Consider the following 19,140-nt stretch of genomic DNA (forward strand, 5'->3'; position numbering starts at 1 on the left):
TGAGGCGGATCTGGTCCAGCAGGTACCCGATCTTCCGCCCGGCCCAGAGGCTGGCCAGATACTCCGCTCCGTCGTTGACCTCCGGGAAGTCGACTTCGCTAACGTAGCTGCGTTTCCCGTGGCCGCTGTCGCCACTGACGGTCATCTTCGTCTTGCCGGCGGTGTCCTGCTTGTAGCGACCGAAGATCGCGAGTTGCGAGCCACCGAACAGATCAGGCAGATCCTTCGGGTAGGTGTCATAGGCCTTGACGCTGCCATAGTCCACCTGGACTTCCGTCAGCACCGGCTGTGCGATCTTTCCGTACCAGTTGGAGACCTTGACCTCGATGTCCTCGCCGGGGCGCACATAGGTCGGGAGGCCACCATTGTCTTCCGCGAGGCGGTCGAGGAAGTGCGTATCCACATCGTAGCCCGCACCGAAGGCAAACAGCCGAGTCGGTGTGTTCTTCAGCGCCCCCGCCGCCTGCTTCACGCGTGGCGCGATCTTGTCCGGGTCCGTCACGTCACCGGCTGTCGGCAGGCCGTCGGTAAGGAAGGCGACGTAGTTCGGCTGGCCGGTCTTTCGGCAGTCCAGGGCCGCCTTGAGGGCGCCGTCGATATCCGTACCGCCCGAGGCCCGGAGGTCCTTGATGAAGTTGCGAGCCTTCTCGATGTTCTCCCGCGTCGCCGGTTGGAGGCCATCGCCGAACTGCGTGACGCTTGTGGCGAAGCTGATGATCTCGAACTGGTCCTGCGGGTTGAGGCTGTTCACGCAGAACTCCAGGGCTCGTCGCACCTGCTCAATCTTCTCGCCGGACATCGAGCCCGAGCGGTCCAGCACAAAGACCACATTCTTCGGGGCTGCCTTGGCCACCGACACGTCCTCCTCCGTCGGTGCCGCAAGCAGCAGGAAGAAGCCGTCCTCGCCCTTCTCCTTGAAGGTCAGCAGACTGGTGCCGACCTCCTCCTTCGCGACCGTGTAGTACAGGAGCAGGTCGCGGTCGGGCTTGGAATTCTTCTCCTCATAGGAGGCGACCGCCGCGCCGCCACGTCGCGAGATGTCCAGGTCATGGCTTGGTGAATAGATGGTTCCCAGCTTCGCCTTCGACTTGATCGTCGCCTCGAAGACCGTCTCCGTGATCGGGCTCTTGGAGAACTTCTCGGTGCTCATCGGGTAGTTGTACGAGACGAGGCCGTTGTCGTAGCCCAGCACCTGGGTGTAGTACAGCTCGATCCGGCGTTCGCCATGGGCCGGAATCGGGAAGATCCGGGCCTTGTACATGTCGCGCCCGCTGTACTCCAGCAGCGCCGGATCACGCCGCTTGCGCACGATGTCCTCATAGATGCTGGTGGCCTTGTCACGCGGGAGGATCTCGCCTTCCATCTTCTGGCCGTCGGCGATCAGCGTGAAGCCTTTGACCACTGCACCCGGCGGCAGCGGGAACAGGTAGGTCGCTTCCTGCTCGCGGTCGGTCTCGTTCACGAAGACCTGGTCGACGTGGGTGGTGGCGATCTGCTCGTCGATCTCCACCTTGACGTGGTGGTACTTGATGGTGAAGTAGGGGACGTCCGGTCGCAGTGGCGGGATCAGCATCCCATCCGCCAGAGCCTGCGAAGCCAGACAGCAGAGGGCGACAACAGCGACGACATACGGGAGTGACCTGCGGATCATCCTGGGCTCCCTCCTCGGAGCGGGAACTGCTACGTTCTGGAGGATGGACTGAGGAGGGCGCGCCTTTGTTCCTGGGTTACTTGCTCTTGTTTCGCACAGCGTCCCGCAGAGCTTCGAGGGGTTTCTGCTCGCCGCTCGCTTTGTCCCGGTATAGCCAGTGCAGCCAACCGTTGCAGGAGGGTGTGCCCTGCACTTCGGCTCCCAGCCGATGGATGCTGCCCGTCTTGCCGTCCGCCGTGAGCGTGCCGTCAGCGTTGATCGTGGCGATGGTCCCGCTCTCGCGGTGAGTGAGCCTGTCGCCCACCTGCAGAAGTCCTAACTCCAGCAGCCGGGTGAAGGGGACGCGCTCAGGTTTCCGCGCATCGGGCGGAATCAGTGCCTCGAGTTCCTCACCCGTGGGTGCCGCAATGCCGGCAATCCGCTGCCTGGCCACCTCGACATAGCTCGCGTCTCGCTCAATGCCGATGTAGTGCCGACCAAGACGCCGAGCCACAGCGCCCGTCGTGCCGGTGCCAAAGAAGGGGTCGAGGACCAGGTCTCCCGGCATGCTCGAGGACACGATGACCCGCTCCAACAGGGCCTCGGGCTTCTGCGTCGTATGCGCCTTCTCGCCATTCACCATGATCCGCTCGGGGCCCGTGCATAGCGGCAGGTACCAGTCGCTGCGCATCTGCTTGCCGTCGTTGTAGGCCTTCATGGCGTGGTGGTTGAAGGTGTAGCCCTTCTGCTTCTCCGACTTTTTCGCCCACAGCAAGGTCTCGTGGGCGTTGGTGAAGCGCACACCCCGGAAGTTCGGCATCGGGTTCGTCTTCACCCAGACAACGTCGTTCAGGATCCAGTACCCCAGGTCCATGAGGATGCTGCCGACGCGATAGATGTTGTGGTAGGTGCCGATGACCCACAGGGTCCCCTTGGGCTTGAGCACCCGTCGGCACGCCTCCAGCCACTCCCGGGTGAAGCGGTCGTACTTCTCGAAGCTGCTGAACTGGTCCCACTCGTCGGTGACGGCGTCGACCTTCGTCATGTTCGGGCGCCACAAATCACCCCGCAACTGGAGGTTGTAGGGTGGATCGGCGAAGATCAGGTCAACGCTGCAGGCCGGGAAGCCCTTCAGGATATCGATGCAGTCGCCCTGCACGATCTCGTCAACGGGGAGCTTGTCCTTGCTCATGGATGGGTAACGTTCCGGTTCCAGGGTGTCGTTGTCTCCGGGTGTGCGAGCGCTGGTGCGTCCAGCCTATTCGGCAGTCTCCGTCTCCTCTGCGGGGAACAGTTCCGGCAGGTGCTCGCGTCCCTTCGCAGCATCAGCGGCCACCTTCCACAGCCAGCCGAGGTTGGGAGTGAAAGTGACGCTCCGCGACCGGGCCAGGTTGTCGGTGACCAGCAGCGAGAAGGCCGGGGTCACCTTCCGTACCGCAGCCAGCTCCGGACCACTGGCGGGAAGGTCGAGTGCTGCCTGTTTCGCGCCTTCGATCAGGCCCATCAGTGCCACCTTCTGCCGGGGCGTTGCCCCGGCTTCCATCGGCACCGAAGCGGACAGGATCAGCTTGCGCAGTGCCGCACCGGCGCTCTGGTAGCCATCCCGCGGGCCATCATAGCGCAAGGTCGCCGCCATCCAGCAGTCCTCACCCAACTCCGCCGGCGCCGCAGCAACTGCACACAGGCAAGAGGCCTGTCCCGCAGCATCGGAAGCCGTCGAGCTGGCTCCCTGTCCTCCCTTGAGTAGCTGGGCCGCATGGGGCGCGGAAGCTGCCGACACCAGCTTGTAGCCGCTCTCGCCCACAGACCTGCGTCGGGCCAACTCGGCCACAGGAAGCTTGCGTGCCAGCCTCAGCGGATGCGTGCCCCGGTCAGGCGGGTAGTCGGCGCCCTCCTGCCAGCCGGCCTGAGTGAGGGCCGGTGTCAGGTTCTTGAAGCAGGGCATCTCCGGCTGCTGCCAGAGGAAGGACGCACCACTCGCCAGGTGCCGCCCCACAAGGTTGATGGCCGGCTGCTCATTGTAGATCGTGACGCCACCCGTGACCAGCCAGCCGCTGTCGACATGCGCCTGGATCGCCTGGGTGCTGTCGCGCCAGTCTGTCCCACCATCGCCGGCTTCCGAGGCGATCTGCAGCGCCGGACAGGTGAAGGAGGCCAGCACCTGGGCCAGCGTGCAGCGGTCCGACTCCGGTGCGTCAGCCCCGAAGATCAGGACCTGCAGGACATCCAGAGCCTGCGACGGAACCAGGGCTGCGACGAAGTTCAGGCCAGTCCCGTCAAGCCGCAACTCGCCACTCAGCACGGCGGTCAGTTCCGGTCCTGAGGCCAAGCGCTCCTGGGTGATCTTCACACCTGCGCCCAGCATCTCCGCCCACGCCTTGACCGCAGTCATGGCGCGCTCCTGGATGACTACCTTGTCCGTGCGCAGCAGGGGCCAGACTGCCACACCGTAGTGCACCGGCGTGTCCGGCGACCAGATCAGCACGCAGCCCTCATCCACTCCCACCGGCCATCCGCTGGGCGCCTGGATCGTGAAGCCCAGGCTGTCCTCGTATTTCACGAGCTCCGAGGGAACCCCGGCGTGCTCAACGACCGGCAGGGGTGCAGCGACCACCGGAGCAGGCACCGTCGGCTTCTCCGGCGTGGCAGCGATCCTCGGCGCGGGAGCTGCAGCCCCCAGCGGCGCCAGACTCAGCACTGCCTGATCGTAGTAGCCGGACTTCACCGCCGTCGTCTGATCCGGTGCGCAGAAGGTGCCCACCACAAAGTAGCGCCGGTCCATCCGATACGCGCTGAACAGGCCCACCTGGTTGCGACCGTCGGCGGTCTGCGCAGTGCCCAGGACCGACAGCGCCTCGGTCCCCTCCGGGGTGCGGAAGGGCTGCGCCGTCTGCCGCTTGTAGGACATGCGCACGCTGAGAATCTGCTCGTGAGCCGCAGCCGCAGCAGAAGCCGAAAGCCGCTCCGCCACCGGCTCCCAGGCGAGGACATCCAGCCAGGAGCCACCGTCGGGCGAGCCCACGGTCACACCCTTTCCCTCAACCGTCTTCAGCACCACCCATCCCGGCGGCGCCAGCAACTGCACCTTGAGAGAGGGTATCTGCAGCACCTGAGCCACTTGGCCCGTTCCCGGGTCTGCCGCGCACCTTGCCGGCAGAATCAGGGCGAAGGCAACTGCGAGGCACCACGCGAGCTTTTCTGTCCAGGGGTGTTGTCTCATGATGAAATCAGGCAGGGACAGTGAGTGTTGGAGCCGCCAGGTCGAGAAAGGCCTGCAGCATGATGCGCTTCTTGTCCAGCGGAACGCCGATGGCTGCCCCGTCTCCGTAGTCGCTCAGGACGAAGCCGCCCTGCGGTGTGGCCCAGTGCTCGAGCAGGAGGGCCGCCTCGGCCTGGATCTCCGCCGCGCTCTTCCAGGGCAGCGTCATTTGGATGTCGCACAGGCTCTCAAAGCAGATGCGTCCCCGGTACCGAGTCCCCATCTCGACGATGCCCAGATTCGTCGGCTGCTGCAGGTTCACCACCTCAAGCCCGCAGTCGATCCACTCCCCCACGATGTCATTGACGTGGCCGCAGGAGTGCATCCAGGCATGCATGCCGGCCTCATGGATCGCGTCGAACAGGCGGCGGTAGTAGGGCTTGAAGAACTCCCGGAACATGGGGATGCTCGTGAAGGGCGCCTGCTGAGTCCCCCAGTCGTCGGTCATTGCGAAGCCATGGATCTTCCCACGGAACCGTCGGCCGATCTCCTGGGCGATGCCGATTGGGAAGGCAATCACCCGCTCGGCCAGTTCGTGCACCTTCTCCGGATTCTCGTAGAGGTCGATGAACAGGTTCGTCATCCCGCGCAGGTAGTGCATTCGCTCGAAGAAGGTGAAGCCGCAGCCGACCATGACGTACTTGTCGCCCGCCTGCTCCAGCCGCGCCGGGATTGCCTCGAACCGGTGGTCGTCATGGGGGTCCGGCCAGTGAACCCCCTCCAGGGCGTCCAGCGAGTGCAGGTTGTGCCCAAGGGGCTGACCCATGTTCGAGATGCCCTCGGGCGGCAAGGTCCAGACCACACCCCACTCGTCCTCGCGGGGCTGCGAGGGCTGCCAACCAGCCGCCGCCTGCAGCCCAACCCCAAAGGTGTCGTCCAGGCCCAGCGAGGCGAACCTCACCGGAAGCCGCTCCGGTCCATCGAACTCCACTGCACGACGCACGATCTCATACGAAGTCATGCCGGTCTCCAGGACTCTCCGAAGGATGACTGCACCACACCTAGACGGCAGCAGCTTGCGCCTGCACGCGACTACTGAATCCCGTGCCAGTAGTCGATGCTCTTGCCACTGGGCGGGTAGCCCTCGGGCGGCCGACTCCCCACATACCACTTTGCATGCCCGTCGAGGAATCCCGCGTTGGCACCGTCATTGTGACGGAAGGAGGCCAGCACCACTCGCGCCATGCCGGCTACCTGCTCCCTGCCATCATAGAAGGTGATGGTCGCCGAGGCCGAGGGCACCTCCGCCAGGGCCCGAATCTGCCCCTGTGCTGCGGGCGGCATCATCGGGAGCCGGTAGGCGAAGAGCACGTTATTCCAACCATAGCTGTAGCGGCTCAGCCCGTAGCTTGTGAAGTCGATCGCCCCGGTCGAGTCACTGGGACAGCGCTCAATCTGCCGGTTCTTCGTGTACGGTCCCAGGAGCTCCATCAGCGCTGAGAGGTGCGACATGTCCGGACCGCCGATGGCGTAGGGCAAGACCTCGTCATAGTCCTGCGTGTACATCAGGACCGCTGTCCCCAGTTGCTTTATGTTGGACAGGCACGAGGATTGCCGTGCCTTCTCACGAGCTCGTGCGAACACGGGGAACAGGATGGCTGCCAGGATTGCGATGATGGCAATGACCACGAGCAACTCGATCAGCGTAAAGCCTCTGCGCATCGGCGGCCTCCAATCCCAGGAGAGGTGCAGCCTGGCACCATGATACCACCCGCCGAAAGTGCCGCCAAGAGGCACCCGACCGGAAAGACCAACTCCCTGCAGGCGCCCGGCACTCACAGCCTTTGGTTGCTGGAAGGCCGAGCGGCACCTCACCCTTGGCCATGAAGAGAGGACAGGCAACGGGAGGGTGCCGCACTCTCGAGGCACAGACGGGGACCGGCCAGCGCTAGTCGCCAACTGTGGTTTGGGCCACCCCTGGGCCCGTCTTGACGGGCCTCGGCACCCGTGATAAGGTCGCAATAGGAGGCCGGTGATCGCAGATGAGACGCCGACTGAGCAAGCGCAAGGTGCTCTCCTACCTGCTGTGCGTGCTGATCGCAGCGGGCGGCCTTGCCCTGGCTTTGCGGCTCAGCTTCCCACCGAATCCTGATGCTCGCCGGTTCATCGCCTCACCACCGGATCGCGAGTCCCCGCAACTCGAGGCCGACCGCAGCACGCTGCAAGTTAAATCCGGCAAGCAGACGACACGCTACCGCCTGTACCAGACCGATAAGGGGGTCGTCGCCCGCGAGGTCACCGACGAACAGGCCTCCGACAAGCGATAGATGCGCTCCAGTTCCCCTGGGCCCGTGCCGATCGTCCTTTCTCGACGCCTCCAAGACGCCATGCTATAATCCACTTCACCGCGGACCCTGCCATACTCACGACGCGAGTTGCCCGAAGGTGAGCTGCCATGAAGCTGGTCGTGATGAACGGGGAGATGGCAGGACTCGAGTTCATACTCTCGCCGGGAACTGCCGGGCTCGGCCGACGGTCCGACAACGATGTCTGTCTTCCCCTCGACCCCAAGATCTCACGTCGCCATGCCCTGATCACTTTGCGTGACGACCGGCTGACCCTGGAGGATCTCGGCAGTGCCAACGGCACCTTCCTGGGCCAGCGACGCCTCCACACCGCGACTTCGCTTCAGGCCGGCGACCGCTTCCGTCTCGGGCGTACCTGGCTGGAGGTCCGTCCTTTCTCTGTGCCCTCCGCGGAGAGCGATGCAGCGCGTCAGGTCGTCCTCGTCGATTCCGGCAGCGCCGCCGAGGGCGCTCCACCGGTTGCGGAGCGGTCCAAGGTGGTCTACTCCCTGGACGCCTCAGGGCCGCAGGTCCAGCCTGCGGACGGCGATGACCTCCAGCGGCGCCTGCAAGTGCTGCTGGACTTCGGGCAGGCCGTGGGCTCCCTGCTTGAGCTACCCCAACTCCTCTCGGAAGCCGGGGACCGGCTCATGGAGGTGCTGCCTGCCGAGCAGGTCTCCCTTCTACTCGTGGACGCGGAGTCGGGAGAGATTGTGCCACGGGTGGTCCGCAGCCGCTCAGGCGAGCTTCCCGCTCAGGAACTGCACATCAGCCGCAACATGGTTACCTGGGCACTGGATCAGCACCTGGCGCTGCTCACCACCGACGCCACCACTGATGAGAGGTTCCAGGCCGCCGACAGCGTACAGCACCTGCACATCCACTCGGCGATCTGCGCGCCGATGGTCTCCCACGGAACGGCCCTGGGCGCGATCTACCTGTATGCCGCCAGTGATAGCCACATCTTCACTCAGGCCGACCTGCATCTGGTAGCCGGGATCGCCTCCACGACAGCCGTCGCCATCGAGAACGCGCGACTCTACACCGACCTGCGCGGCGCCTACGACTCACTGCAGGCAGCGCAGGACCAACTCCTAAGGAGCGAGCGTGTCGCGACCATCGGCGTGCTGTCCGCCAGCATCGCCCACGACATGGCCAACATCGTCTCGCCCCTGCACCCGCTGATCGGGATGCTGCTGGACGGCAAGGAACTCAATGAGGTGGGCCGGGGTATCATCCGCCGCCAGACCGAGCGTCTCACGACCCTCGTTGAGCGGCTCCTGTCTTTCTCCCGCACGAAGCCGACGGAGCTGAAGCCTACCGACCTGCCGTCGGTCGTGGAGGCCGCCGTGTCCCTAGTGCGCACCGAGTTGGTCCACCGGTCCATCGATCTAGAACTCGACCTGGCCGAGGACCTGCCTCCGGTGGACGCCGACAGCGCCCAGATGGAGCGGGCGGTTCTCAACCTCATCATCAACGCGGCCGAAGCACTGGAGGGCCGCGAAGACGGATGGATCGCCGTCTCGGCCCGGATGGAGGACAATGAGGTCCTTCTCAGCGTCTCCGACAACGGTCCAGGAATTCCCGTCGAGGTGCAGCCGCGGCTGTTCGAGCCCTTCTTCACCACCAAATCCTCGGGGACCGGCCTCGGGCTGTACTCGACCCGCCGCATCGTCGAGGAGGAGCACCAGGGCACCCTTGAACTTGACAGCCGCGAGGGCGAGGGAACGACCCTTACGCTGCGACTGAATCCCAGCAAGGCGACTACTCCCGCAGAAGCCTGAGCCCGCTATCGCCATGCAGGAACTAAAGGGCCCTGGTCACCGCGGTGACCAGGGCCCTCTCGTCTGTGTAGCGGGTTGTCTCGGTGCTAGTGGGGCGCGTTCGTGTCCGGCATCGGGACCACCATGTTCTCCGAACCCATCGGCATACCCATGGCGCCCTGCTTGAGTTCCTCGACCTTCGCGGGCAAGCCCCTGAGGAACATGTCCCCAACCTTGTACACCTGGTCACTGTCGGAGGTCTGGCAGTAGTACTGGGTCTCAGGCCCCACCTGAAGGGTGTCACCGAACTTGAGCGTCACGGTCTTGCCGCTCTTCAGTCGTAGCGTCACTGCGGTCGAGGGAGCAGCCAGTCCTACCTGGCGCAGATCAGGCGCCTTGGCCAGGAACTCTATGGCTTCCATGTCGATCGCACTGCCCAGCAGGTCCTCGACCTTCATCTTGTCGGCCGGACCGGTCTGCGGCGACTGCAGCTTCCAGTCCTCGCCGGCCCGCATCACCGAGAAGCCGAGCCCTTCGCGACGCTCCACCTTCATCGACACCACATCTGCCGCCGCGATGCTGAGGACGTGCTTGTCGCGCAGCGCCATGAGGTCCTTGTTCAGGTCGTCGAACAGCGTGGTCTCGACCAGCAACACCTCCGGCCGGCCCTTGCGCATGGCGTAGACCAGATCCTTGTCCTCCATCGTGTCCCCATAGTCGGAGACCTTCACCTTCTGGCGCGTCTGGGCACCGACGAGAACCTCAATTGTCTTGCCGTCCTTGAGTTGCAGCTTGCATTGTGCCCGTGGCTTGTCCAGGCCATACGCCGCCAGGTTGTTCGGCTGGTCGCCGAAGCCCTTGGCCTCGACGTCGGCCACCTTACCGAAGGCCGAGGTGATGCTCCACTCGTCACCCTTGTATGACCCGGGCTGTGAGATCTGCCACACGGCCTTCTGTTTCTCCTGCCCCTGCTTCTCGAGGACGAAGGTACCCTTCTCGTTGATGAAGGTCACGCCGGTTACGTTGTCCTTCTCAAAGCGGGCCAGCTTCTTGTCGCGCAAGCTCGCAGGGTCCTTGTTCAGGTCAGTGCGGAAGGAGGAGGGGACGTAGTACACGCCCGGCAGGCCCGAGATGGTGGCGTAGATCTTGCTCCCGACCGGGGTGTCGGCGCCGAGCTTGATGGCGACCTTCTTCCCGGACTTGAGGGAGACCGTAACCTCCATCGTGGGACTGTCCAGGCCGAACTCCTTGATCAGCTTGACGTTCTTGCCGACGCCCGGCTTCATCTCCACGATGGCCTTGACCATCGTCTTCGCGCTCTCCGGATCTACCAGCCCCTTGATCGGCTCGGCGAGCCACCACTCCTCCTCATGCCGTTCGAGGCTCACGCGAGTGGTCTTGACGCCCGGCTGGGCGATCCCGGCTCCGACGGCATTCTCAGCTTCAGGTGTTCCGGTTGTGGGTGCGCCTTCAGCGTTCTCCGCTGCCGAGTTGTCGGCAGGCGTGGTGGGCGCGGTGGCCTCGTACTTGACCACCTCGATCTTGCTGACGTCCGCCTCGTTGGTGATGAGCTGGGAGAGCACCTCTTCCTTCTCAGGAACGCGTCCCCGCTCTTTGGTCATCACCCAGGCGAACAGCCCCACGAACACCACGAAGGCGGCGATGGTCCATCCGAACTTCCTCATCGGGCTTACCTCCTGCGCCGCCACCAGACCAGGCCTCCGGCAAAGACCACGAGGCCGGGGATGATGAACAGCGCCAGGATGGTGGCAATCGCCTTCTGAGCGCCGATCATGGTCAGGTATGGCGTCTGCTCTTCCTTGGGCGGGATGGAGATCAGCTTCTCGTTCTTGGTCAGCCAGGCCAGGCTCTTCAGCGACAGGGCCAGGTTCCCCTGGAGCTGATTGGTCATGATGAACCGATCGGTCAGGAACTCAGCGTCGGCAACCACGACGATGCGGGTACCGGGGCCTTCTTCCGGCGTCTGCTGCTGCATCATCTGGTCCTGAGGCTGCTGCTGCTTCTTGGACTCGTCGATCGCAGCCGCCAGGGTCAGCGGACCGGTCTCTTCACCGGCATCCTTGGTCCCATTCGCCTTGCCGGTGGCGTCTGCCTTATCCAGCCAGGCCTCGGCGCTGGTCTTCATCAGTTCCTGCGCCTTCTTGGTCGGCGGAGGTGGTGGCGCACCCGGGTAGCTGGCCGGTGGCTCGGCGCCCTCGTCGACCTTCAGCGCGCGAGCCAGCGGCAGCACAACCGGATCGAGGCGGGTCGTGATGTCGTGTGGCTCCGGCTTGATCACGGCCGGGAACTGCGGCTGCCCGGCATTGTGGTCGGCGCTCGGGTCCATGACCTGACCCTTGAGCGGTGTCACGCCACGCGACGCCAGGACCTCGGTGAAGTCGGGCGCCTGCGGACCGGTGCCAAGGGCGATGAACAGCTTCCCGCCCTGGTCTGCGTACTTCTTGATCGCTTCCATCTCGGCCGGCTTCAGCGGGGTCTGCGAACCGGCGATCACCAGCACGGCGCAGTCCTGTGGGACCCGCGGCTGCGGCTGGTTCAGCATCGTCAGTGTCGTGACCTCATACTGCTGGCTCTCCAGCGACCGCTTGATCATGTTCGTCGTGTCCTGACCGTAGTCGCTGGGGTCATACTCACCGTGGCCGGTCAGGAAGTAGACCTTCGGCTTCTGGCCGGTGGTCACGGCGAGGATCGCACTGGTGAGTCGCTCCTCCTCGGGCGCCATGACCTCTTCCTTGCGGTCGCCGCACTTGACGTAGACCACCGTGCCCTCGGTCTGGACGTTGTACTCGCGCACCTTGTCGACCTGTACCATCGGGTCGTAGAAGTCCAGCTTGATCTTCCGCGAGTGGGCGGCATATTCGCCCAGCCGGTCGCGCACCATTTCCTGCTGCGGGTCGTTCGCCGGCAGGAAGGCGGCCATCTGCACCTCTTGGTTGAGGCTCTTGAGCACCTTGACCGTCTGCTCCGACAGCGAGTACTGCTTGCTCGTAGTCGCGTCGTAGCGAGTATGGTGCCGGATGGCCATGACGTTGACCATCACCAGGATGCCGAACACGAGGATCGCAAAGGCGACCGTGTTCAAGCCGGAGATCGCACGCCGGCCGCTGAAGGCAGCGAGAATCGTGCGGAAGTTCACGACCACCGAATAGAGGACCATCACCCCACCGAGGATCACGAAGACCATCGGCCCAAGGCCAAAGGTCTTCACTACCCCCCACCAGATGAGGCCGATGATGAGCGCAAGCGTCCCGACCAGGGAGGCGATCATCGAGATGATCGAGGTTACCCCGGCCTGCTCGGGCTTAGCGAGACGCGGATCGGCAGCCGCCTTCCGAACACTCGGTTTGCTATCGAACTTCTCTTCGGGCATTAGCACCTTCACCTACCAGATGAAGTTGACTGTCAGGGATTGACGGCTCTCGGGGCGTGACGCCTCGGAGCCGTCTACGGCCCTACACCTGCCGCCGCATCTCCAGCACACGAGCCGTCATGAACAGGAAGAAGACTACCAGGCTCAGGAAGTACACTACGTTCTTTGAGTCCAGCAGGCCCTTCTCGAAGTCCGAGAATAGCTCGAACACCGAGATGTTCTTGCTGATTGTCGCCAGGATCGACTCCTGTCCACCAATCAGGTAGGACACCCACCCGATCAGCCACACGAACAGGAAGGCGCCCAGGCAGATCCCCGCGGAGGCCATCTGGCTTCGGGTGAGGCTGCTGGCGAAGAGCCCGATGGCCAGGAAGGCCGCACCTACCAGGAACAGACCCAGGTAGCCGACCAGCGCTCGACCCCACTCGAAGTCGCCCCACTTGTCCAGCATGATCGGGAAGGGCAGCGTGAGCACGAGCATGATCACGTACACGGCGAGGGTCCCCAGGTACTTGCCCAGGACGACTTCACGGTCGTTGAGCGGCTTGGTGAGCAGCAACTCGAGAGTGCCCGTAGCTTGCTCCTGCGCGAGCAGCGACATCGTGAGGAAGGGCGCTACCATGAGCGTCAGGAACACCATGCTGCCCAGCAGGCCACCCATCTCCGCTCGTGCCTGCGGCTGGTAGATCGAGAACGTGAAGATCAGGCCGGAGAAGAACAGAAAGAACGTGATGACCACGTAGGCCATCGGCGAGGCGAAGTAGGACTGGATCTCGCGCTGAGCAATGGTCAGAACGTTGCGCATGCTCAGGCCACGCCCCTTTCCTCGGTGGTCAACTGCCGGAAGACCTCTTCCAGCGACATCTCCATCGGTCGCAGCTCAAGCAGCCCCCAGCCCTTGCCGACCACGAACTCGGCAAGACTAGCTCGCAGGTCGGAGCCCAGGATCGTGTCAACCAGATAGGCCCCTTCGCCCTGATCGGAGGCAGCGCGCACCGAGGTGACCTGTGGAAGCGTCTTCACCAGTTGCGGAATCTGCGGGTCGTTCTTCTTGACCCGGATCAGTGTCGTTTCGGCGTCGCGGATCTGCGCCGTCAGTCGCTCCGGCGTATCCTCGGCGATGATCTTGCCCTGGTTGATGATGATGACCCGCTGGCAGGTCATCTGCGCTTCGGGCAGGATGTGCGTGGACAGCATGACCGTGTGCTTGCCGGCCAGTCCCCTGATGAGCTGTCGGACCTCGATGATCTGGTTCGGGTCAAGCCCCACGGTCGGCTCGTCCATGATCAGCACATCGGGGTTGTGGATGAGCGCCTGTGCGAGTCCGACGCGCTGGCGATACCCCAGGGATAGCGTGCCGATGATGGAGTCGCTTCGCTCCGTGAGGGCGCAAGAGTCCATCACCTCGTCGGTGCGCTCCAGCAAGTTCTTGCCGCGCAGTCCCTGCAGCTTCCCGGCGAAGCGCAGGTACTGGTAGACGCGCATCTCCGGATACAGGGAGGTGGTCTCCGGCATGTACCCGATGTGTCGCCGGGCGGCGATGGAGTTCTCGTACACGTCGATGCCGGCGATCTTGACCGTGCCCGAGGTCGCAGGCATGTAGCCGGTGATGATCCGCATCGCGGTGGTCTTACCGGCTCCGTTCGGCCCCAGGAAGGCGACGATCTCGCCCTCCTTGACGCTGAAGGAAACATCGGTGATGGCCGGGACCGGGCCGTAGTACTTGGTAAGCCCCTCCACGTCTATCATCGCAATACCTCCATGGTATTGAGTGGCCTTACGCAACACTGGGTGCTGAAGCTGTCGGGCGGCCTCACTGGTGGCCAGGGCACCCGGCCTCGGCAAGAAGCACCGACCACAGCTCCTCCACACGCCGGCTTGTGTCTTCAGGGCTCCCGGAGGTGTCCAGCACGTGATCGGCGGGTTCGTCGAACAACCCCATGCCGTCCTGCAGCGCCAGGCGCTTCTCCGCTTCGGCCTCAGAGACCCCATCCCGCGCGCAGATTCGGCGCAGGCATTCCTCCCGCGGCGCCCAGACACGGACCACACAGTCCGCAAGAGGCCGTGCCCCCATATGCGTCAGGATTGCGGCCTCCAGCACGGCGATCGTCGGTGGGTCGGGAATCCTGCGAAGGGCGTCGAGCTGCTCACGAAGCCACTGCACCATTGGCCCGTGGGTGATCTTCTCGAGCCGCCTGCGGGCATCGGCATCGGCGAAGATCAGAGCCGCCGTCGCCCGCCGGTCGAGCGTACCATCCTCTCGGAAGAGCTGAGCCCCCAACTGCTCCCTGACTTCGCTAAGTAAACGTTCGTCCTTCGCAAGCAGTTCCCGGGAGGCGTCGTCAGCGCGCAAAGTCTGAGCGCCCAGTCCCCGCAGCTTGTGCAGCACCGCGGATTTGCCCGAGCCCAGCGGGCCCGTCAGGCCAACAACATACATCGTAGAAAACCTGCTTTCCACCGGCCGAAGACCGGCCCCGTCCCTCCGCACGCCTCTGCGCCGGGCTCGGCCATCGTGGATTGCCAACCCGCGCGGCAAGTGGACCGCGCGGGCTGGTGGACCTACCTATCAAGGGAAGAGGAACCTGTAAGGGGACTACTGCTCCTCGCTCGGACCGGCCGCATCCTGGTCCTTGTCTTCGGGCGCCTCGGACTCCTCGGCAGTCTGCACCGAGGAAAGCAGCGCTCCGAAGCGGTCGCCCAGCGTCGTCCCGGCGCTCTCCTGCTTCTGCATGAACTCCCGGTACTCCGCCTTCTCCCGATCCTGCTCGGCCGCGACGAGGCTCAGCGACATGCGCCGGGCTTCCTTGCGGATCTCCATGATCTTGACGTCGACTTCCTGGTCCTTCTGGATGACGTCGGCGGGATCGGCAATCCGCTTCTCGCTGAGTTCGCGGATGGGGATGAAGCCCTCAATGCCGGCCTCAAGCAACTGCGCGAAGGCGCCGGTGCGGACCACACGGGTGATCCGGGCCTTGACGGTGCTCCCCGGCCGCAGCTTGGAGGCAGCTTCCTTCCACGGATCGGGCATGATCTGCCGCATGCTCAGGGAGATCCGCTCCCCACCTTCCTCGACCTCCAGGACGATGACGCGCACGCTGTCGCCGACCTTCACAGCCTCCGACGGGTGGCTGATCCGGGTCCAGGACATCTCGCTGACGTGCAGCAGGCCGTCAACGCCGCCGAGGTCCACAAAGGCGCCGTAGTTGGTGATGTTGCGCACCTTGCCCTCGCAAACGGTGCCGACCTCGAGGTGCTCCAGGGTCTCGGCCTTCCGCCGCTCGCGCTCCTCCTCCACCAACTCGCGGTGCGAAAGGACAGCCTTCTTGCTTGCCCGGTCGGCCTCGAGCACCTTCAGCCGCAGGCTGCGACCGACGAAGCGCTCCAGGTTGCGCAGGTTCCGGGTCCCAACGTGCGACGCGGGGACGAAGCCCGGCACGCCCACATCGACCCGCAGGCCACCCTTCACGCGATCCACTACCATGGCCTGAACGGTGCCGTGCACCTTGGCCAGCTCCTCCAGCTCGTTCCACACACGCTCATAGTCCGCGCGCTTCTTGGACAGGCGCATTCGGTCGTGCTCGTTGTCGATGCGGACGATGGCGACTTCGATCTTGTCGTCGATCTTGGGCAGTTCCTCGGCCGAGGCGAACTCCGACCTGGGTACGAAGCCTTCCATCTTGGCGCCCACGTCGACGATGATGCCCCTGTCGTCCACGGAGACGACGATGCCCTCGCGGATCTCGCCCTCCTTGACATCCAGTTGGGTGACGTCGGCGGTCTCAGCCCAGTTGGCCATGATGTCGTCTTCGCCACGGTCTTCCTGCTCGTCGTCAACGTCACCGACGGAGAGCTCCGCCGAGGTGTCTTCGGGTTTCTGGGTCTTCTCGTCATCTTGGCCAGCATCAAAACCCATGTCAGTCGGCTCCCTTCAGCAATGCCTGGTCGTTGAACACCCGCTACGTCCGGTGGTTTCCTCGGGAGCTTCGCGGCTCCCGTGCGTTGCCGTGCCAATCCTGATCCGTGCGTCACCGCCCTGGCTCAGTCTGCGACCAGCGCTTCGAGCCGCTGTCGCCGACTCGTCCGGACGGCAGACTAGACCTCCGTCATGTCGCGCCAGTTCTGTCCCACCTTCACGTCAACGTCTAGAGGGACCTCCAGATCGACGGCGCCCGACATCACCTCCCGCATCAGCGCCACCGCCGGCTCAACCTCCTGCCGGGGCAGCTCGAACACCAACTCATCATGGACCTGAAGCAGCATTCGGCTGTGCGGCGCCACCTGGGGAAGGCGCTCCGCAAGCCGCACCATGGCAATCTTGATGATGTCGGCCGCCGTGCCCTGCAGCGGGGCGTTCGCGGCAGCCCGTTCAGCATAGGCCCTTCCCCGAGCATCGCTGGACCGCAGCTCAGGCAGTGGTCGACGACGCCCGCACAGGGTCGTGACGTAGCCGTCCTGCCGACCGCGCTCCACCACTCCCGTCATGTAGTCCTTCACCCGTGGCAGGTGCTCGAAGTAGTGGTCGATGAACCGCTGGGCCTCGGGGCGCTTGATCCCCAACTGCTTGGCCAGCGCCGTGGCCCCCATCCCGTAGATGACCGCGTAGTTCACCGTCTTCGCCACACGCCGCATCTCCGGGGTCACCTGCTCGACCGGGACGTCGAAGATCCGCGAGGCGGTTCGGCGGTGGACATCCTCACCCGCTGCAAAGGACGACAGCAGGCTCTCGTCGCCTGACATGTGAGCCAGAATCCGCAGCTCAATCTGCGAGTAGTCTGCGGACACGAGCACATGGTCGTCGCCGGCGGCTACGAAGCACGAACGGATCTCGCGACCCCAGTCGGTTCGGACCGGGATGTTCTGCAGATTCGGGTTGCGGCTGGAGAGGCGCCCGGTTGCGGCCACCGTCTGCTCGAAGGTGGTCCGTACGCGACCATCCTCCGGCGACACCAGCCGCACGAGCGAGTCGACGTAGGTCGACTTCAGCTTCGTGAACTCGCGGTACTGCAGGATCAGCGCGACGATCTCGTGGTCCGGCGCCAGCTCTTCGAGCACGTCCGCGTTGGTCGACCAGCCCGTCTTCGTCTTGCGGCCCTTGGGCAGGTGCAGCTTCTCGAACAGGATGCCCGCAATCTGCTTGGGCGAGTCGAGGTTGAACTCCTCACCGGCGAGTTGGTAGATGCGCTGCGAGGTGGCGAGCATGAGTCCGGACAGCTTGTCACCGGTCTCGTCGAGGCGCTCCACGTCGACGGCGATCCCGGCCAGCTCCATGTCGCGCAGAACCTCGGCGAGGGGCAGCTCAACGTGCTCGAACAGGTCGCGCTCGCCGATCTCCTCCAGTTCGCGCTCCAGGGGCTGCCGCAGTCGCAGGACCGCTCGTGCCGCTACTGCTGCCTGGGTCCACGAAGCCGGAGTCCCGCTGCCGCTTCCGAGCCCTTCGACGCCAGAGGGCAGCGTCTCTCCGAAGTGTTGTGCCAGCAGCGCCTTCAGCCCGCGGTCGCCACGGTGTGGCGCAATCAGATAGGCGGCAAGATCGGTATCGAAGCCAAAGCCCCGCACGGGTACGCCGACGCCCTCCAGCGCCCGGGCGGTACCCTTGAGGTCTGCGCCGGCTTTGCGCACCGTCGGGTCGGCCAGCAGCTCACCGAGGCACTGCGGGAGCGCTCGTTCCTCGGCCTCAGCGAACAGGCCACCGGTGATCTCCGCCTCCTGCAGCGGAACGACCGCGACCTGAGCCTCACTCGCAGCGAGGGCAAGCGCTACTGGATGCTCACCCTCCAGGGCAAGGGCTATCCCGACCAAGGGCGCCTGCCGGAGCTTCCCACACAGCTCTGCGACAGCCTCATCGCCGTGCACCGTCGCAAAGCCGGCGTCTGGAGCCTCCTCCGCCGGGAGACGCTCCACCAGAGACAGGAACCCGAGCTCCGCCAGCAGCCTGCACAGACGCTTCGTGTCCAGGCCCGGCCAGGTGCGGTCGAGTAGGTCGCCGTCGACAGGTGCATCCGTGGCGATCGTCGCAAGCGTCTTGCTCAGGCGAGCGACTTCCTCATGCTCCCGGAGACGCTCGCGCAGCTTCTCGCTGCCGACCTCTTCAAGCCGGGAGTACATCTCTTCCACGGTGCCGAACTGCTGGAGCAGGTCGCGAGCCGTCTTGGGGCCGACCTTCGGTATGCCGGGGATGTTGTCGCTGGAGTCCCCGGCCAGGCCCTTGAGGTCGATGATCTGCGCCGGACTCACGCCGTACTCCTCGTGCACCGCCGCATCATCGTAGGTCTTCGTCTGGCTCATGCCCTTGATCGGTGCGAGGAGCTCCACCCCGGGTCGGACCAACTGCACTTCATCCCGGTCGCCGCTGACGATGAGCACCTCATCGCCACGTTCCGCAGCGCGGTGGCTGAGGGCGCCGATGATGTCGTCGGCCTCCCAGCCGGGAAGGTCGGTGATCGCGAGACCCATGGCTTCGGATAGCTCATGGATAAGGGGGAACTGCGAGCCGAGCTCCGGATCCATCTCCGGACGGTGTGCCTTGTACTCGGGAAACTGCTCGTGTCGGAAGGTGGGCCCGGGCGCGTCCATGCACAGAATCGCGACCCCTGGCTGCTCGTTTTCCAGCAGCAGCAGGATCATCTGTACAAAGCCGTACGCCGCGTTTGTTGGCTGCCCGGTTGCAGTGGATAACGGGGGAAGGGCGTGATAAGCGCGGTGGATCAGGCTGTTTCCGTCGATAAGAACCGTTCGCGAGGCCACTTGGATGTTCCTGAGCGCGCCGGCAGGTGGCATAGGACGACGGGCCGCCGGTGCGCTATGTTTGACAA

14 protein-coding genes are annotated in these 19,140 nt (G+C 64.5%); 2 read left to right on the plus strand and 12 right to left on the minus strand.

All coding sequences use genetic code 11. The features are described 5' to 3' along the window. From ABFE16_16695 to ABFE16_16715, 5 genes are all read right to left on the minus strand, one after another. On the minus strand, window positions 1-1,651 hold a 1,651-nt coding region (locus ABFE16_16695), incomplete at its 3' end, for a VIT domain-containing protein (protein MEN6346944.1). A 76-nt stretch (window positions 1,652-1,727) separates the two neighbouring features. After that, window positions 1,728-2,822: a DNA methyltransferase gene (locus ABFE16_16700; protein ID MEN6346945.1), complete on the minus strand. Its 1,095-nt coding sequence runs from the start codon at window positions 2,820-2,822 to the stop codon at window positions 1,728-1,730. 66 nt (window positions 2,823-2,888) lie between these two features. Continuing rightward, window positions 2,889-4,748, minus strand: a complete 1,860-nt coding sequence (locus ABFE16_16705; GenBank protein MEN6346946.1) for a hypothetical protein — start codon at window positions 4,746-4,748, stop codon at window positions 2,889-2,891. 109 nt (window positions 4,749-4,857) lie between these two features. Next, window positions 4,858-5,850 carry a uroporphyrinogen decarboxylase family protein gene (locus ABFE16_16710; GenBank protein ID MEN6346947.1) on the minus strand — a complete coding sequence of 331 codons (993 nt, stop codon included), beginning with the start codon at window positions 5,848-5,850 and terminating at the stop codon, window positions 4,858-4,860. A 71-nt stretch (window positions 5,851-5,921) separates the two neighbouring features. Beyond that, window positions 5,922-6,551 (minus strand): prepilin-type N-terminal cleavage/methylation domain-containing protein, encoded by a 630-nt coding sequence (locus ABFE16_16715; GenBank protein MEN6346948.1) that lies wholly within the window; start codon window positions 6,549-6,551, stop codon window positions 5,922-5,924. Window positions 6,552-6,871: 320 nt separating this feature from the next. Between ABFE16_16715 and ABFE16_16720 the strand changes: the two genes are divergently transcribed. Both ABFE16_16720 and ABFE16_16725 read left to right on the plus strand, forming a co-directional pair. After that, entirely contained in the window at window positions 6,872-7,156 is a 285-nt protein-coding gene (locus ABFE16_16720) for a hypothetical protein (protein ID MEN6346949.1), read from the plus strand. Window positions 7,157-7,284: 128 nt separating this feature from the next. Further along, the gene (locus tag ABFE16_16725) at window positions 7,285-8,958 is read left to right on the plus strand and encodes an ATP-binding protein (protein MEN6346950.1); all 1,674 of its coding nucleotides are present in this window, start codon (window positions 7,285-7,287) and stop codon (window positions 8,956-8,958) included. A gap of 86 nt (window positions 8,959-9,044) precedes the next feature. Here the strand turns inward: ABFE16_16725 and ABFE16_16730 are convergent, their stop codons facing one another. The 7 genes from ABFE16_16730 to polA all read right to left on the minus strand — a co-directional run bounded on the left by ABFE16_16730 (window position 9,045) and on the right by polA (window position 19,105). Further along, window positions 9,045-10,622 (minus strand): DUF4340 domain-containing protein, encoded by a 1,578-nt coding sequence (locus tag ABFE16_16730; protein ID MEN6346951.1) that lies wholly within the window; start codon window positions 10,620-10,622, stop codon window positions 9,045-9,047. A gap of 5 nt (window positions 10,623-10,627) precedes the next feature. Continuing rightward, entirely contained in the window at window positions 10,628-12,328 is a 1,701-nt protein-coding gene (locus ABFE16_16735; GenBank protein MEN6346952.1) for a Gldg family protein, read from the minus strand. Between the two features lie 82 nt (window positions 12,329-12,410). Then, window positions 12,411-13,133 carry an ABC transporter permease gene (locus tag ABFE16_16740; protein ID MEN6346953.1) on the minus strand — a complete coding sequence of 241 codons (723 nt, stop codon included), beginning with the start codon at window positions 13,131-13,133 and terminating at the stop codon, window positions 12,411-12,413. Window positions 13,134-13,135: 2 nt separating this feature from the next. Further along, complete coding sequence (locus ABFE16_16745; GenBank protein MEN6346954.1) at window positions 13,136-14,077, minus strand: ATP-binding cassette domain-containing protein; 942 nt, start codon at window positions 14,075-14,077, stop codon at window positions 13,136-13,138. Between the two features lie 64 nt (window positions 14,078-14,141). Next, window positions 14,142-14,765 carry a dephospho-CoA kinase gene (gene coaE / locus ABFE16_16750; protein ID MEN6346955.1) on the minus strand — a complete coding sequence of 208 codons (624 nt, stop codon included), beginning with the start codon at window positions 14,763-14,765 and terminating at the stop codon, window positions 14,142-14,144. 156 nt (window positions 14,766-14,921) lie between these two features. After that, window positions 14,922-16,241, minus strand: coding sequence for a S1 RNA-binding domain-containing protein (locus ABFE16_16755; GenBank protein ID MEN6346956.1), 1,320 nt, complete (start codon window positions 16,239-16,241; stop codon window positions 14,922-14,924). Window positions 16,242-16,420: 179 nt separating this feature from the next. Then, window positions 16,421-19,105: a DNA polymerase I gene (polA, locus tag ABFE16_16760; protein MEN6346957.1), complete on the minus strand. Its 2,685-nt coding sequence runs from the start codon at window positions 19,103-19,105 to the stop codon at window positions 16,421-16,423. Window positions 19,106-19,140: the final 35 nt, after the last annotated feature.

Source organism: Armatimonadia bacterium (assembly GCA_039679385.1).
In the GTDB taxonomy this organism is placed as follows: Bacteria; Armatimonadota; Zipacnadia; order Zipacnadales; family JABUFB01; genus JAJFTQ01.

Coding starts and splice junctions, on each gene's coding strand:
- ABFE16_16755 (MEN6346956.1), bottom strand. CDS start 16,241: ATGGGTTTTGATGCTGGCCAAGATGACGAGAAGACCCAGAAACCCGAA.
- ABFE16_16730 (MEN6346951.1), bottom strand. CDS start 10,622: ATGAGGAAGTTCGGATGGACCATCGCCGCCTTCGTGGTGTTCGTGGGG.
- ABFE16_16745 (MEN6346954.1), bottom strand. CDS start 14,077: ATGATAGACGTGGAGGGGCTTACCAAGTACTACGGCCCGGTCCCGGCC.
- ABFE16_16720 (MEN6346949.1), top strand. CDS start 6,872: ATGAGACGCCGACTGAGCAAGCGCAAGGTGCTCTCCTACCTGCTGTGC.
- coaE (MEN6346955.1), bottom strand. CDS start 14,765: ATGTATGTTGTTGGCCTGACGGGCCCGCTGGGCTCGGGCAAATCCGCG.
- ABFE16_16725 (MEN6346950.1), top strand. CDS start 7,285: ATGAAGCTGGTCGTGATGAACGGGGAGATGGCAGGACTCGAGTTCATA.
- ABFE16_16740 (MEN6346953.1), bottom strand. CDS start 13,133: ATGCGCAACGTTCTGACCATTGCTCAGCGCGAGATCCAGTCCTACTTC.
- ABFE16_16710 (MEN6346947.1), bottom strand. CDS start 5,850: ATGACTTCGTATGAGATCGTGCGTCGTGCAGTGGAGTTCGATGGACCG.
- ABFE16_16715 (MEN6346948.1), bottom strand. CDS start 6,551: ATGCGCAGAGGCTTTACGCTGATCGAGTTGCTCGTGGTCATTGCCATC.
- ABFE16_16735 (MEN6346952.1), bottom strand. CDS start 12,328: ATGCCCGAAGAGAAGTTCGATAGCAAACCGAGTGTTCGGAAGGCGGCT.
- ABFE16_16700 (MEN6346945.1), bottom strand. CDS start 2,822: ATGAGCAAGGACAAGCTCCCCGTTGACGAGATCGTGCAGGGCGACTGC.
- polA (MEN6346957.1), bottom strand. CDS start 19,105: ATGCCACCTGCCGGCGCGCTCAGGAACATCCAAGTGGCCTCGCGAACG.